The sequence below is a fragment of the Kocuria sp. JC486 genome, assembly GCF_011602805.1.
GTDB classification, from domain to species: domain Bacteria; phylum Actinomycetota; class Actinomycetes; order Actinomycetales; family Micrococcaceae; genus Kocuria; species Kocuria soli.
In genome coordinates this window covers 1-13,178 of the sequence record NZ_JAAOZS010000035.1, presented here as the reverse complement: position 1 = coordinate 13,178, position 13,178 = coordinate 1, and the positions used below count along the sequence as shown (strand labels likewise).

At 66.9% G+C, this 13,178-nt stretch carries 11 protein-coding genes, 1 rRNA gene and 1 riboswitch; of the genes, 8 read left to right on the top strand and 4 right to left on the bottom strand.

The window, feature by feature from the left end; genetic code table 11:
• Positions 1 to 72: 72 nt before the first annotated feature.
• From GWK18_RS12385 to GWK18_RS12375, 3 genes are all read right to left on the bottom strand, one after another.
• Positions 73 to 1,287, bottom strand: coding sequence for a glycosyltransferase family 1 protein (locus GWK18_RS12385; RefSeq protein WP_166835581.1), 1,215 nt, complete (start codon positions 1,285 to 1,287; stop codon positions 73 to 75).
• Positions 1,288 to 1,294: 7 nt separating this feature from the next.
• On the bottom strand, positions 1,295 to 2,518 hold the full coding sequence (locus tag GWK18_RS12380) for an NAD-dependent epimerase/dehydratase family protein (protein WP_123826562.1): 1,224 nt from the start codon (positions 2,516 to 2,518) through the stop codon (positions 1,295 to 1,297).
• Between the two features lie 162 nt (positions 2,519 to 2,680).
• Positions 2,681 to 3,232: an alpha/beta fold hydrolase gene (locus GWK18_RS12375; RefSeq protein WP_166835579.1), complete on the bottom strand. Its 552-nt coding sequence runs from the start codon at positions 3,230 to 3,232 to the stop codon at positions 2,681 to 2,683.
• A 217-nt stretch (positions 3,233 to 3,449) separates the two neighbouring features.
• On the opposite strand from GWK18_RS12375, the gene GWK18_RS12370 reads away from it, so the two are divergent.
• The 6 genes from GWK18_RS12370 (at position 3,450) to GWK18_RS12345 (ending at position 9,725) form a co-directional block, all read left to right on the top strand.
• Entirely contained in the window at positions 3,450 to 4,838 is a 1,389-nt protein-coding gene (locus GWK18_RS12370) for an acyltransferase (protein WP_166835577.1), read from the top strand.
• A gap of 34 nt (positions 4,839 to 4,872) precedes the next feature.
• Positions 4,873 to 4,982, top strand: a riboswitch (SAM riboswitch).
• A 49-nt stretch (positions 4,983 to 5,031) separates the two neighbouring features.
• Entirely contained in the window at positions 5,032 to 6,420 is a 1,389-nt protein-coding gene (locus GWK18_RS12365) for an aminotransferase class I/II-fold pyridoxal phosphate-dependent enzyme (RefSeq protein WP_166835575.1), read from the top strand.
• Entirely contained in the window at positions 6,417 to 7,598 is a 1,182-nt protein-coding gene (locus tag GWK18_RS12360) for a cystathionine gamma-synthase (protein WP_123826566.1), read from the top strand. Before GWK18_RS12365 ends, GWK18_RS12360 begins: the two co-directional genes overlap by 4 nt.
• Before the next feature lie 99 nt (positions 7,599 to 7,697).
• Positions 7,698 to 8,462: a DUF4870 domain-containing protein gene (locus GWK18_RS13355; RefSeq protein WP_166835573.1), complete on the top strand. Its 765-nt coding sequence runs from the start codon at positions 7,698 to 7,700 to the stop codon at positions 8,460 to 8,462.
• 31 nt (positions 8,463 to 8,493) lie between these two features.
• Entirely contained in the window at positions 8,494 to 9,117 is a 624-nt protein-coding gene (locus tag GWK18_RS12350; RefSeq protein ID WP_245193315.1) for a methylated-DNA--[protein]-cysteine S-methyltransferase, read from the top strand.
• A gap of 122 nt (positions 9,118 to 9,239) precedes the next feature.
• On the top strand, positions 9,240 to 9,725 hold the full coding sequence (locus GWK18_RS12345; RefSeq protein WP_123826568.1) for a hotdog domain-containing protein: 486 nt from the start codon (positions 9,240 to 9,242) through the stop codon (positions 9,723 to 9,725).
• A 14-nt stretch (positions 9,726 to 9,739) separates the two neighbouring features.
• Here the strand turns inward: GWK18_RS12345 and GWK18_RS12340 are convergent, their stop codons facing one another.
• Positions 9,740 to 10,306 (bottom strand): GNAT family protein, encoded by a 567-nt coding sequence (locus tag GWK18_RS12340; protein ID WP_123826569.1) that lies wholly within the window; start codon positions 10,304 to 10,306, stop codon positions 9,740 to 9,742.
• Positions 10,307 to 10,458: 152 nt separating this feature from the next.
• On the opposite strand from GWK18_RS12340, the gene GWK18_RS12335 reads away from it, so the two are divergent.
• Entirely contained in the window at positions 10,459 to 12,645 is a 2,187-nt protein-coding gene (locus GWK18_RS12335; RefSeq protein WP_166835571.1) for a 3-hydroxyacyl-CoA dehydrogenase NAD-binding domain-containing protein, read from the top strand.
• Positions 12,646 to 13,111: 466 nt separating this feature from the next.
• Positions 13,112 to 13,178: ribosomal RNA gene (locus tag GWK18_RS12330) — 16S ribosomal RNA — on the top strand; the annotation flags it as partial.

The following is a 13,178-nucleotide window of genomic DNA, read 5'->3' as shown; positions in this document are numbered from 1 at the left end:
CAGCGGAGTGGGCGGACATCCCCCAGCATCTCAGCTCCGTGCTGGCGTCACCAACGTCCTGCCCTCGTACAACTAGGAGTTTCGATTCCTGGCCCGGGTAAAGCGCAGCGCACGGTACTCGGCCGATCCGAAAGTCTTGAGGAAAGGGCCGGGTGGCACGTGGCGCTGCCAATGGCGTTGGACGGCGAGTTCGTAGAACTCGACCAGCCGGTTCGTTGAAGCCCGCCAGGAGTACCGCAGGGCTTCCTGGCGCGCAGCCGCTCCCATGGAGGAGCGCAACTGCGGGTTCTCGACAAGGTCCTGCAAGCGTCGCGTGAAATCGTCGGCGTCTCCGGGTTCGGCCAGGAACCCCGTGACGCCGTCGTCGATCACGAAAGGAATGCCGCCGGCGCGGGCACCGACCACGGGCACGCCGGAGGCGAAGGCCTCCAGAGCCACCAGTCCCAAGGTCTCGGAACGTGACGGGAAGGCGAAAACGTCCGCGGACGCGTAGGCCTCGGTGAGTTCCTCCCCGGACATGTACCCGGTGAACACGGTGTTCGTCCCGGCGAACTCCCGTTCGAGCTGCTCCTTGTGGGGCCCGGAGCCCACGATCGCCAGGCGTGCCTGCGGCAACCGGCGGATCGGCTCCACCAGGTCGTCCAGGTTCTTCTCCTTGGAAACCCGTCCGACGTAGACGATCAGGGGCGCCTCCGGGTGCCCGCCGGTCAGTCGCTCACGCATGCTTCGGCTCGCGCGGGACGGGTGGTATCCGGCCGTGTCCACCGCCTTGGGCCACAGGTCCACGTCCCTGACGCCCACGCTGCGGGCGCGTTCCACCATGGGGCCTGAGGTGCACAGATTCACCTCGGACTGGTTGTGCAGCCAGCGCAGCCAGTTCTCTGACGGGTGCCGGAGAAGGGAAAGACCCAGCGCATCGGTGTAGTGCGGAACATCGGTGTGGAACGAGGACAGCAGGGGCAGGTCACGACGACGAGCCGAGAGGACTCCGTAGGCGGCCAGCCAGATGGGGTTGACCGCGTGCACGATGTCCGGTTGGAAATTCGCCATGTGCGTGGCGATCCGCCCGGTGGGCAGTCCCACCTTGATTTCGGGATACCAGGGCTTGAACGAGACCGAACGCACCGGAACCACGGTGTGTCCCGCGAAGAACAACGGCGGTTTGCCGGGCGCGAAGATCACGACCTGGTGCCCGAGCGCCTCGAGTTGTTCGAGGGTACGGAGAATGCGCGTGACCACCCCGTCGATTTTGGGCAGGAAGACCTCGGTGTAGAGGGCGATGCGCACGGAGGACTCAGCGCTCGGCGGGTGTGGTCGCCGAAGCGGCCATCGATGCCGGAATCCCTGCGTGCGTGCGTCTGTTCCAGAGGGACGTGGCTGGGATCTTGGACAGGTCCGCACGGTGTGCGTAGCGGCGGGCGGTGTCCTCGACCTCCATCAGCAGTCCCTCGGACAGGGTGGTGGGTTCCAGCCCCAGGTCCAGGAAGGTGTCGTTGGTGACGTGCAGTTCGTTCTCGGCCGACTCCTGGCGGGGGTTGGGCACCATTTCCACCTCGGCCTCGGAGATGCGGGCCACCAGTTCGGCAAGATCACGCACCCGGTGGGTCTCGGTCATCTGGTTGAGGATCATGACCCGGTCGCCCGGTGCGGGTGGGTTCTGCAACGCGATCTCGACGCAGCGGACCATGTCTTGGACGTGGATGAACGCGCGGGTCTGCCCACCGGTGCCGTGCACGGTCAAGGGGTAGCCGACCGCCGCCTGCATGAGGAAGCGGTTGAGCACGGTGCCGTAGTCGCCGTCGTAGTCGAAGCGGTTGATCAGGCGTTCGTCCAGCAGTGTTTCGGCGGTGTTCGTGCCCCAGATGATGCCCTGGTGGAGGTCGGTGATGCGCACCCGGTCGTTCTTGGCGTAGAAGGCGAACAGCAGCTGATCCAGTGACTTGGTCATGTGGTAGATCGAGCCCGGGTTGGTCGGGTACAGGATCTGCGTCTCGATGTTGTCCCTGCCCTCGTGGGGGATCTCCACGTCCAGGTAGCCCTCGGGGATCTTCATCCCGGCGGTTCCGTACCCGTAGACGCCCATGGTGCCCAGGTGCACCACGTGAACGTCCAGGTCGGATTCGACAATGGCAGCCAGGAGGTTGTGGGTCGCGTTGACGTTGTTGTCCACGGTGTAACGCTTGGTGCGGGGCGTCTTCATCGAGTAGGGAGCGGCACGCTGTTCCGCGAAGTGCACCACGGCGTCCGGACGTTGGGTGACCAACAGGTCGAGCAACCCCTCGTAGTCCTGAGCCACGTCCAGGTGCACGTGATCGATCACGTTGCCCGTGACCTCGGTCCAGGCGTGCAGCCGTTCGACCAGGGGACGGATCGGGGTCAGGGACTGGGCATCGAGTTCGTCGTCGATGCGCCGCCGCGAGAGATTGTCCACGATGACGACGTCGTGGCCCTTGTTGGAAAGGTGCAGTGCGGCCGGCCAGCCGCAGAATCCGTCGCCGCCGAGGATTGCGATCTTCACGTGGTCTCCGTTTCGTGCATGTGTCCGGTCAGTGCCTTCACGTCGCGCCATCCGTGCACGGTGGTGCGTGCTGCCCGGCGGTACTCCGCTGCCCACGGATGCCGAGTCACTCAATTCTGGCAGATGGGCTCACCTGTGCCCGGGGGAATCTCTGGGGCGCGATCAGGTGGCTCGACGAATCCAGTCCACCGGGCAATGGCCTCCTCGGTGAGCGACCTGCAGTCGCGAGCAGGAGAGCAGCCGATCCAGCCGGTGTGCGTGGGCGACGGGGACCACAGGATCGTCCTCGGAATGCACGATCACGACGTCCAGATCGGCCAGCGCCCTGTCCGCATGGATCGGCAACGCCCATTGAGGTCCCCACCAGGGGTGGGATTCGTCGGTTGCGTGACCTGGGCCCGGCGCTTCCCAGAAGGGCGCAGCCACGATGACCGTCCGGCGCAGCATGGTCGGCCGTCGCAGACACAGGAAACGTAGGGCCTCGGACCCGCCCAGGGAGTGGCCCACGAGGATCCAGGGCTCGTCGGGCAGCTCACGGATCGCACGGGCGATTTCGTGCTGCCACAGTTGCGCGGAATCCGGGCGGTCGGTCGGCGGGAGCTGTGGGGCGATGATCTCGGCGTCCGGCCAGTGGGCACGGAGTTCCCGGGCGATCTCGTCGTCCGGGCCGTCGTCGTCACCTGCGCCGTGCAGGTACAGAATGCGGTTGACCATGTGAGGCTCCTTCTGCGCGTCCAGTGTTCCCGGACACCCTGCTGGTAAGTGTTCTTAGAGTTTCGCACTTCCCAGGAGCGCAGTCACCGGATTGGCCGAAGATGTGCTCTGGCAGGGGAGGTTGGTGGCGGTTGACCGGGCTGTGGTGGAATCACCTCGACGGGCGGGGGCAGCGCCGGCCCTGGAGCGGGGCGTCGTGACGGGAGGAAGGGCGAGCGTGGCTGAGGCGACTCGTGTGGCCGCTCACGGTCTGGACGTCCCCGGGCCCGTGGGCGACCGGGACCTGGCGGTCGATGCCGCCCGCGTGGGAGCCCTTGTCCTGGTGGTCTGCGCGCACGTCCTGCTGGTCACGCTGGTCACGGTTCCGGGGACCGGGGGCGTTTCCCTGACCATGGCACCCACCCGTCACTCGTGGTTCTGGTGGTTCTCGTGGATCGTCCAGATCATGCCGCTGTTCTTCGTGGTGGGTGGGTTCTCCTCCGCGGTCTCCTGGGCCCGGTTCGCCGACGGCCCGGGTGCCTCGGTCGGTGCCAAGGCACTGTGCTGGATCCGGGGGCGACTGCTCAGACTGGCCCAACCGGCCGCCGTTCTCTGGGTGTCCTTGGCGGTCGTGACAGCTGGTGCACTGGCGGCCGGGGCGCCGGTGGGGGAGGTTCGCCTGGCGCTCTCGGGGTTGGGGATGCACCTGTGGTTCCTGGGTGCTTACGCACTGTGCCTGGCCCTCGTGCCCCTGACCCATGCTGCGCATCGCCGCCATCCGTACCTGAGCCTGGGGGCCTTGTTGGTGGTGTGTGCAGCCGCTGAGATTCCGCGGTTGGTCACCGGAGACCATTGGTGGGGGCTGTTGTCCCTCGGGCCCGTCTGGGTGACGATCCATCAACTGGGCTATTTCCGGGCGGACGGCACCGCGGCGCGTGCTCGCGGCCCGGTCATGGTCCTCGCCGCCGGCGCCGGGTACCTGGCACTGTGGGCCTTGGTCAGCACGGGCTGGTGGGTGCGGGACATGTTGGCCGGTCTCAATCCACCGAGTCTGACGCTTGTCGTGCTGGGCTTCAGCCAGGCCTGCCTCCTGCAGGCGCTGACCCCGGCCCTGTCCCGCCTCATGTCTTGGCGACCCGTCCAGGCAGCGGCCTGGCTCATCGGATCCCGGCCCGTGACCCTTTACCTGTGGCACCTGCCCGTCATCGTCCTGGTGATGTCCGTGTGGTGGTTGTCGAACGCTCCCGAACCGGAACCGGCCAGCGGCCGCTGGTGGCTGTGGCGGATACCGTTGGCGCTCATCTGCTGGGCGGGGTCGCTGGCCGTCGTCCGGATGTTCGGTCGGTGGGAGACGACGGCGGTCCTGCCGCCCGCCACGCGTGCCCGGGCGCTCGCCGTCGTACCTTCCACGCCCCACTACGCGGCCGTCGTCCTTGCGGTGATTCTGCTGATAGTGCCGGTGGTCCTGGAGATCCGGTTCCTGCTCAACCCGGTCCTGGTGACCGTGGGTGCGGTGGCCTACTTGGCCGCCGCGGTTCTCTTGCGGTGGGCCCCTGACCTGCGCCGGCCTGCCGACGCACCCGAAGGCGAAGCGTCCCTACAGACTGAGCAGCGGCGAAACATGTGACGCAACATCGCCGAAGTGGGATAGGCTGAGCGGGCTTCACGAGATGCGTTCGCCAAGCTCCGACTTGAGCGCACACCAACCCCATGTTCACGGGTGGTTCGGATGACGAAGCGGCCTGCACCGCCCGCAGCGCACGAACAACTCCGTGGGTGACCGTGCAGGTCAAGAGCACCAACCCACTGGAGGTACCGAGATGACGCTCTCGCCCTCGGCAACCATCAACGGCTCGTCCTCGTTGGCCACTCGGCAGATCCATGCCGGTCGCGGCGGTTCGGCCGATTCGCCCACCCAGGCGACCCTTCCCGTGCCGATCTACCAGTCCTCGGCCTTCGAGTTCCCCGATCACGCGTCCGCGGCGGCCATGTTCGCTCAGACCCAGCCGGGCTTCACCTACTCCCGTACCGGTAACCCGACCGTGGCTGTTCTGGAAGCGCGCTCCGCTGATCTGGAGGGCGGGATCGCGGGTCTCGCCCTGGGGTCGGGTCAGTCCGCTGTTGCCGCCGCACTGTTGGCGCTGGTGAGCACCGGGCCCGGCAAGCACCTGGTCGTCTCGGAGAAGATCTACGGCGGCACCGTGGACCTCCTGGGCGACACCCTGGCCGACCTCGGCGTCACCGTGACCTACGTGGACCCGACGGACGCCTCCCAGTGGGCCGCGGCCGTCACCGATCAGACTCGAGGATTCTTCCTGGAATCCATCGGCAACCCGCTGTCCACTCTGGCCGACCTCGACGCCATTGCCGAGGTCGCACACGAGGCCGGTGTTCCCGTGGTCGTGGACAACACACTGGCCACGCCGGTCCTGTACCGCCCCATCGAACACGGGGCGGACATCGTGGTCCACTCGGCCACCAAGTACTTCGGGGGCCACGGCACGGCGCTGGCCGGGGTCATCGTGGACGCCGGGCGGTTCGACTGGGAGGCCCGGCCCGAGCGGTGGCCGCAGTTCACGAGCCCGCGTGAGCGGTGGGGCCACCAGAGCCTCGTGGACAAGTGCCGCGGGGGCTCAGCTTTCCTCCACCTGTGCCGTGCCAAGTTCGTCCACGACCTCGGCCTCACCCTGTCGCCGTTCAACGCCTCCCAGATCATCCAAGGAATGGAGACCCTGGACCTGCGGGTGCGCAGGCACAGTGATTCCGCGGCACGGATCGCACGGTTCCTGGACGGCCACCCGGCTGTCCGGCGGGTGCACCACCCCGTCGTCGAATCCTCCGTGGATCACCGGATCGCGGAACGGGACTATCCTTCGGGGACGGGCGCGGTGTTCGCCTTCGAACTCAACTGCGGCCCCGAGCGCGTGCCGGAATTCGTGGACTCGTTGCGCCTGTTCAAGCTGGTGGCCAACATCGGTGACGTCCGGTCACTCGTCGCCCACCCGGCGGCCATGACGCACTGTCGCCTGACCGAGGAGCAGCGGTTGGCCGGTGGCATCACGTGGGAGACGCTGCGTCTGTCCATCGGTTTGGAAGCCGTCGAGGACCTGATCGCCGACCTGCAGTCCTCCCTGGACGAACTGCAGAGGACCAGCCCCGCCTCGGCACGGACCTCGGACGTCGAGTCCGCGCAGGAGGCGCGGGCATGAGCGGGTTCACCACGCGGGCGGTCCACGCCGGGCAGGAACCCGACCGCCTCACGGGTGCCGTGATTCCGCCGATCTACCAGACCTCCACCTTTGTCCAGGACGGCATCAACGTCCTGCGGGACGGACACGAGTACTCGCGGGGGTCCAACCCGACCCGCAACGGTTTCGAGGAGCAACTGTGCGCCCTGGAAGGTGGGTTCCGGGCGTTCTCGTTCGCCTCGGGGATTGCCGCGGAGGACGCCTTGCTGCGCGCCCTGCTGCGCCCCGGGGACCACGTGATCCTGGGCGGTGACGGGTACGGCGGGACGAACAGGCTGATCTCCAGGGTCCTGGCTCCCTGGCAGGTTGCACATTCGCCCGTGGACGTCACCAACCCCGACGCGGTTCGCGGAGCCTTCACGGACAAGACCCGTGTGCTCTGGGTGGAAACACCCACGAACCCGCTGTTGGGGATCGCCGATCTGGCGACGCTGGCGCAGCTCGCCCACGACCACGGAACGCTGCTGGTCGTGGACAACACCTTTGCCTCGCCCTATCTCCAGCGTCCTTTCGAATTCGGCGCCGACGTCGTGGTGCACTCCACGACCAAGTACGTGGGCGGCCATTCGGACGTGCTGGGCGGCGCCGTCGTCGTCACGGACAAGGCCTGGGAGGTTGCCGAGGTCAACGGGTTCTCGCCCGGAGCCACCCTTGCTGAACTGCTGGCCTTCCAGCAGTTCGCGGGGGGAGCGGTCTCCGGCCCGCAGGACAGCTACCTGGCCGCACGCGGACTGAAGACGCTGGCCCTTCGCATGGAGCGACACCAGGCCAATGCCGGGCGGATCGCGCAATGGCTCACCGAGCGACCGGAGGTGGCGGAGGTCCTGTACCCGGGGCTGCCGGACCACCCGGGACACGAATTGGCGGCGCGGCAGATGGACGGCTTCGGCGGAATGGTGTCCTTCCGGCTCGCGGCCGGAGAGGCGGCCGCGCGCCGATTCGCGGAGTCCACGCACATGTACAAGCTCTCCGTGTCCCTGGGCGGAGTCGAGTCCCTGATCTGCTGGCCTTCGGAAATGACCCACGGGTGCGTCGTCGGCACGGACCAAGCGGTCCCGACCGACCTGGTCAGGCTCTCCGTGGGCATAGAGGACCTGGAGGACCACCTGGAGGACCTGGAGCGCGCCTTCACATCGTGACCCGTGACGCGCAATGCGCTTAACCTGGACCCGGGCCCCCGGGTCCGAATGACGATGCGTACCGACTGACGCGTTTAGATGCGCAAGGAGATCCTCACCATGACCACCGATGACAGCGATCGCAGCGCTTCACACGACGACGGCGCCGCTGGTCCCGTCCAGGACCCCTCCGGCTCCGAGCCCGGTGCTGGGCCCGGTGCCGGGTCGGATGCCAACGGCTCCTCCGCCACGACGTCGCAGTACGGCCAACAGCCGGGGTACCAGCCGGGTGGGCCGCAATCTGGTCAGCCGCAGTACGGCGCAGGGCAGTACGGGGCACCCGAGACCAGCGCGCCCCAGTACGGCGCTCCCCAGAACGGCGCACCTCAGTACGGGGCTCCGCAGAACGATGGCGCGCAGTACGGCGCGCCCGGGCAGGGGTACGGCCAGCAGGCATACGGGCAGCAGTCGAACTACGGTGGCGAGCCGAACTCCGGCGGTCCGTACCAGTTCAGCGGGATGCCTCCGCAGGAGGCCCGGACCATGGCCCTGGTCACGCACCTGTCCGCGCCCGTGCTGTATTTGCTGTCCGCGGGGTGGGCAGGGTTCCTGGCGCCGTTGATCCTGTGGGCCATTTACAAGGACAAGGATCCGCTGGTCCGCCAGGCCGGTGCGGGTTCCTTCAACTTCAACTTCGCTCTGATGGTCGTCAGCGTCGTGGCTTGGATTGCCGGGTTCGTGAGCCTCGGTCTGCTCATCCCGCTCACGATCCTGGTGGTGTTCGCCGTTCTGGTGGTGCAGGTGATCTTCGGAATTTTCGGGGCCATGGCCGCAAACCAGGGGCAGGCGTACAAGTACCCCTTCGAGATCCCGATCCTGAAGTGACCCGCCCCGCCCTTCGCCCACGGACGTGATCATGAGCGACATGAACCCCACCGAATCCGGGCAAGGTGCCGTGCGCCCGAGTGCGGATGACGATCCACTCCGAACGGACTCCGTCCACCTGCCGGCACCCGTGGAGAGTCGGCACCGGTTGGTGCCCACCCCACTCGGTGACATGGTGTTGGCGGTGGGTGATTTCGACGGCGGCCCGGCGGTGACCGGCGCGTGGTTCGCAGGGCAGAAGCACTTCCCGGACGCCGTCGTCCTCGGCACTGCCGACGATGGCCAGGACCCACTGCTGTCCAGGGCCGCGGAACAGCTCAAGGAGTGGTTCGCCGGTGAGCGCCGGGACTTCGACCTCCCTCTCGCGCTGGACTCCAAGCCGCAGGGCTTACGGCCGCGCGTATGGCAGGCCCTGCGTGATGTCGCGTTCGGGCAGACCACGACCTACGGGGAGTTGGCCCTACAGCTGGGAGGGGCCGGCCTGGCCCAAGCGGTGGGCCAGGCCGTCGGGCGTAATCCGTGGTCGGTCATTGTCCCGTGCCATCGGGTCCTGGGGGCCGACGGCGGTCTCACCGGTTACGCCGGGGGCCTTGAACGCAAGCGCTCGCTGTTGGAGTTCGAAGGCTCGCTGCCGCGGACACCCGGGCTTTTCTGAGGCTGCGCGGGGGTCTCGTCGCCGCACCGGGGCGGTGCGCTGCTCTGGGGTAACTCGCTGATCTGCCTGCGCTTTCGCGGACGTCTTGTTGCAACCCGGACTCCGCACCTACTGTGGATCGTATGGATCCCAACCAGGCCGCTGCCGGTCATGCCCCGGACACGGAAGCCCCGCAGGACAACGACATCGTCACCTTCCACACGCGTAAGTGGGTCAAGCCCGAGGACCTCAACCCGAACGGGACGCTGTTCGGAGGGAGCCTGCTGCGCTGGATCGACGAAGAGGCTGCCGTCTACGCCATCGTGCAGCTGGGCAACCAGCGGGCCGTGACCAAGTACATGTCGGAGATCAACTTCGTGTCCTCCGCACGCCAGGGTGATCTGATCGAGATGGGTCTTCGCGCCACGCATTTCGGCCGCACCTCGATCACAATGACCGCTCAGGTCCGCAACATGATCACCCGGCACCTGATCCTCACGATCGAGAAGATCGTGTTCGTGAATCTCGACCAGGACGGCGTGCCCGCTCCGCACGGGTTCACGGAGATCACCTACGAGCGGGACAGGGTCCCGACAACGGCACTTCCGGTGGTCCGACCGAACCAGTGAGGTCCGGGGTCGCGTCAGTTGTCCGGGTCGGAGGGCATTTCGTGGGAGAGGATGGCGTAGATCAGTTCGTCGCGCCATTCGCCCAGCTGCCAGTGTGATTCCTTGAGTTCGGCTTCCAGTCGCATACCCAGGCGCTCGCAGACCTTCGCGGAACTGACGTTGAGGGAATCCAGTCGCGCGAAGACGCGGTGCGCGTCCAGTCGCTCGAACACAGCTCGGATGGCGGCCGTGGCAGCTTCGGAGGCCAGGCCCTGACCGGTGTGCGCCGGATTGACCACCCAGCCCATCTCGATCTGCTTGGACTCGGCGTCCACGAGCGTCAGCACGATCTCACCGTAGAGCTCGCCGTTTCCACCCTTGGGCGAGAAGGCATAGCGCACGGAATCCCCGTCTCCCACGAATGCACGCGGGCCGCGGTGCTCAGCGATCACGCGGTACGAGTGTTCCCACGAGCGGGGCCCCCGCCATGCATGCTGGGCGTAGTCCTCACGGGACTGGTAGGAGTGCATCTCCTCCAGGTCGGCTTCCGTGAAACGACGGAAATACAGGCGCTCGGTTTCCAGGGGCAGCAGATCCTTCACGACGCTCACCTTACTTGCCGTTTCCACCCCGTCGCCGCCCCGGGTCCGCCCTCGACTCGGACCGTCGTTGTGGGTAAGGTCACACCAAAGTTGGTGATACCCGCAGGACCACTTAATTCACCGCCTCGGATCTCCCGGAGGAAACGACGACGATGGCCAGCCCCGCGCCCCTGGAACAAGACCAGTTCCCCTCGACCGTGGACATCTCGGTCCAGAACCGCGTACTGCCCGGACGCGAACGCCCCACGGCGGTGATCCGCCTCGACTCGCGACCTTCCGGGGGTCTCGTCATCTGGAGCTCCGCGGCGCTCACCCAGTTGCGCGACGCCGTCGACGGCATCGATCAGGACCAGGTTGAGGCGATCGTCGTCGTCGGCAACCGACATTCCTTCGGCGCCGGGGCGAATCTGGACGAGATTCGCCACAGGCAGGAGGAGGGCTCGGCTGCGGAGTACATCGCCACGGGCCATGAGGCCTTCGGCCGCTTGGCGGAGGCGGCGGTCCCCACCTTCTCCGTGCTCAGCGGACAGGCCCTGGGCGGCGGACTCGAGTTGGCGCTGCACACGGACCACCGCATCGGTCACGCGGGCGGTGGCCCCCTGGGGTTGCCCGAATGCAGGCTCGGGATCTTCCCCGCGTGGGGCGGGGTGTACCTGCTGCCGCACCTGATCGGCCCCTCGGCAGCGATCGACGCGATGGTGTTCAACTCCGTTCGTGGCCGGCACATGCGGCCCTCGGAGGCCCTGGACCTGGGGCTGGTTGATCGTCTCCTCGACGTGGGGCCGGACGACGACGCATGGGACGCCGCCTGGGAGCCCGCCGTCGTAGACCTCCTCACCCAGGGTGAGGACGATTCGCAAGCGCCCCGCGGCGGTGCCGAGCAATCAAAGCCCGACGGAGGCTCCTGGCAGGAGGCCGTGGACAGCGCAAGGGCAAGGGCCGAAGCGCAGTGGCACGGCGCGGCCCCGGCACCACTGGCGGCCTTGGGCCTCGTGGCAGCCGCGGAGACCCAATCCCGGTCGGAAAGCGCCGCGGCAGCGACCGACTCCTTCGGCGAACTCGTCACGGGCGACATCGCCAAGGCCTGTCTGCGTACCTTCCGCTTGGTTGACGGCAGATCCCGGCGGGCCCCCGACCGCCCCGATGTCCCGGGTCGGGAGATTCGCAAGGTGGGCGTTGTCGGGGCCGGCCTCATGGCACGGCAGCTGGCGGCCTTGTTCGCCCGATCTCTGCGGGTTCCGGTGGTCCTCACCGACATCGACCAGGAGCAGCTGGCCAACGGAGTCCGTTGGGTCTCCGAGCGCTTCCGACGCCAGGCCGACCAGGGCCGGATGACACCGGAGGAGGCCGAAACCCTGGCAGCCCTGGTCACGGGCGCTGCATCCGACGCCGACCTGGCCGACGTGGACTTCCTGATCGAGGCCACGCCGGAGGACATGAAGATCAAACAGGCGGTGCTCGGGCACTGGGCCGGCGTCCTGCGGCCCGACGCGATGCTGGCAACGAACACGTCGTCGCTCTCCGTCACCCGGATGAGTGAGGCGGTGCCGAATCCCGAGCGGTTCGTGGGCTTCCACGTATTCAACCCCGTGGACTCGACGCCGCTGTTGGAGATCATCACGACGCCTACCACCGACCCGGAGACGCTCTCGACGGCCTTCGACCTGGCAGCGGCCATGCGCCGGACCGCCGTACGGGTGGCAGACGCCCCGGGCTTCGTGGTGAACCGAATCCTCCTGCGCATGTTCGACCCCGTCCTGCAGGCCATCGACGACGGCATGGATCCGGGGGCGGCCGATCATGCCCTGGATTCACTGGGGCTCCCCATGACTCCACTCCAGCTCCTGGACTTCGTCGGGCCGGCCGTCCTCCATCACGTCGGGGAGACGATGCACGCCGCGTACCCCGACCGGTTCCACGTGTCCCCGTGGATGGCCGAGGTGGTGGCGCAGGGCATCACAAAGGTCCTGCCCACGAAGGCCGGACCCGCGGAAGGGGACACGTCGGATGGCGACGGGCAAACGGCTCCGCTACGGCCGTACCTCGAAGCGGCGGCCGAAGCGGCTCGCGTCAAGACGGTGCCCGATCCGCGGTCCCGTGCGCGGCAGGGAACGGTCGAACCGAGTGCCTTGCTCCGCGACGTGGAACTCGCCCTGGCTGAGGAGATCGGCATCATGCTCGACGAGGGTGTGATCGCCCGGGCAGAGGACGTTGACGTCTGCATGGTTCTGGGGGCGAACTGGCCGTTCTTCCTGGGTGGCATCACGCCACACCTGGATCGAGTGGGCGCCACAATGGAGGTTCTGGGCCGCCGCTTCGCGGATGCCGCGAAGGAATGATGTCGCAGGCCTCACGGCCGACGGTGGGGTGCTGACCAGGGTGTGATGCGAGTCGCCTGCCCTCGCCTTGCGGGGGTGGGTGGTCGCATGTAATGTATTCACCTGTCGCCGCGAGCGATGCGGGGCCCGGAAGGGCAACGAACGACGCGAAGACGATGCCGGACCGGCAAACCAACCCAACTTGCTTTGAAGACTGCACCATGTGCGGATTTGGCAAAGAGACAGGGACAGGTTAAGTTTTACCGGTCGCAGCGCGGAAGAGGCGCTGAAGGCAAAACCAGACATGAACGCCGGAAGCGACGTCGTGTCGTCCTGTTGTTTGAGAACTCAATAGTGTTTTGTTTGTTTGTTGATACCAAATTTTTTGTTTGTTTGGTTGATGCCTGGCCTCGCGGTTTCGTTCCCGTGATCGTGGGGTGGGTTTTCGGCCGGGTTTTGATGTTTTCGTTGAAACGTGTTTTGTTTTTTGACGGAGAGTTTGATCCTGGCTCAGGACGAACGCTGGCGGCGTGCTTAACACATGCAAGTCGAAC

Excerpts from the sequence above, each read along its gene's own strand:
- GWK18_RS12375 (WP_166835579.1), bottom strand. The coding sequence starts at position 3,232 with ATGGTCAACCGCATTCTGTACCTGCACGGCGCAGGTGACGACGACGGC.
- GWK18_RS12365 (WP_166835575.1), top strand. The coding sequence starts at position 5,032 with ATGACGCTCTCGCCCTCGGCAACCATCAACGGCTCGTCCTCGTTGGCC.
- GWK18_RS12360 (WP_123826566.1), top strand. The coding sequence starts at position 6,417 with ATGAGCGGGTTCACCACGCGGGCGGTCCACGCCGGGCAGGAACCCGAC.
- GWK18_RS13355 (WP_166835573.1), top strand. The coding sequence starts at position 7,698 with ATGACCACCGATGACAGCGATCGCAGCGCTTCACACGACGACGGCGCC.
- GWK18_RS12350 (WP_245193315.1), top strand. The coding sequence starts at position 8,494 with ATGAGCGACATGAACCCCACCGAATCCGGGCAAGGTGCCGTGCGCCCG.
- GWK18_RS12345 (WP_123826568.1), top strand. The coding sequence starts at position 9,240 with ATGGATCCCAACCAGGCCGCTGCCGGTCATGCCCCGGACACGGAAGCC.
- GWK18_RS12335 (WP_166835571.1), top strand. The coding sequence starts at position 10,459 with ATGGCCAGCCCCGCGCCCCTGGAACAAGACCAGTTCCCCTCGACCGTG.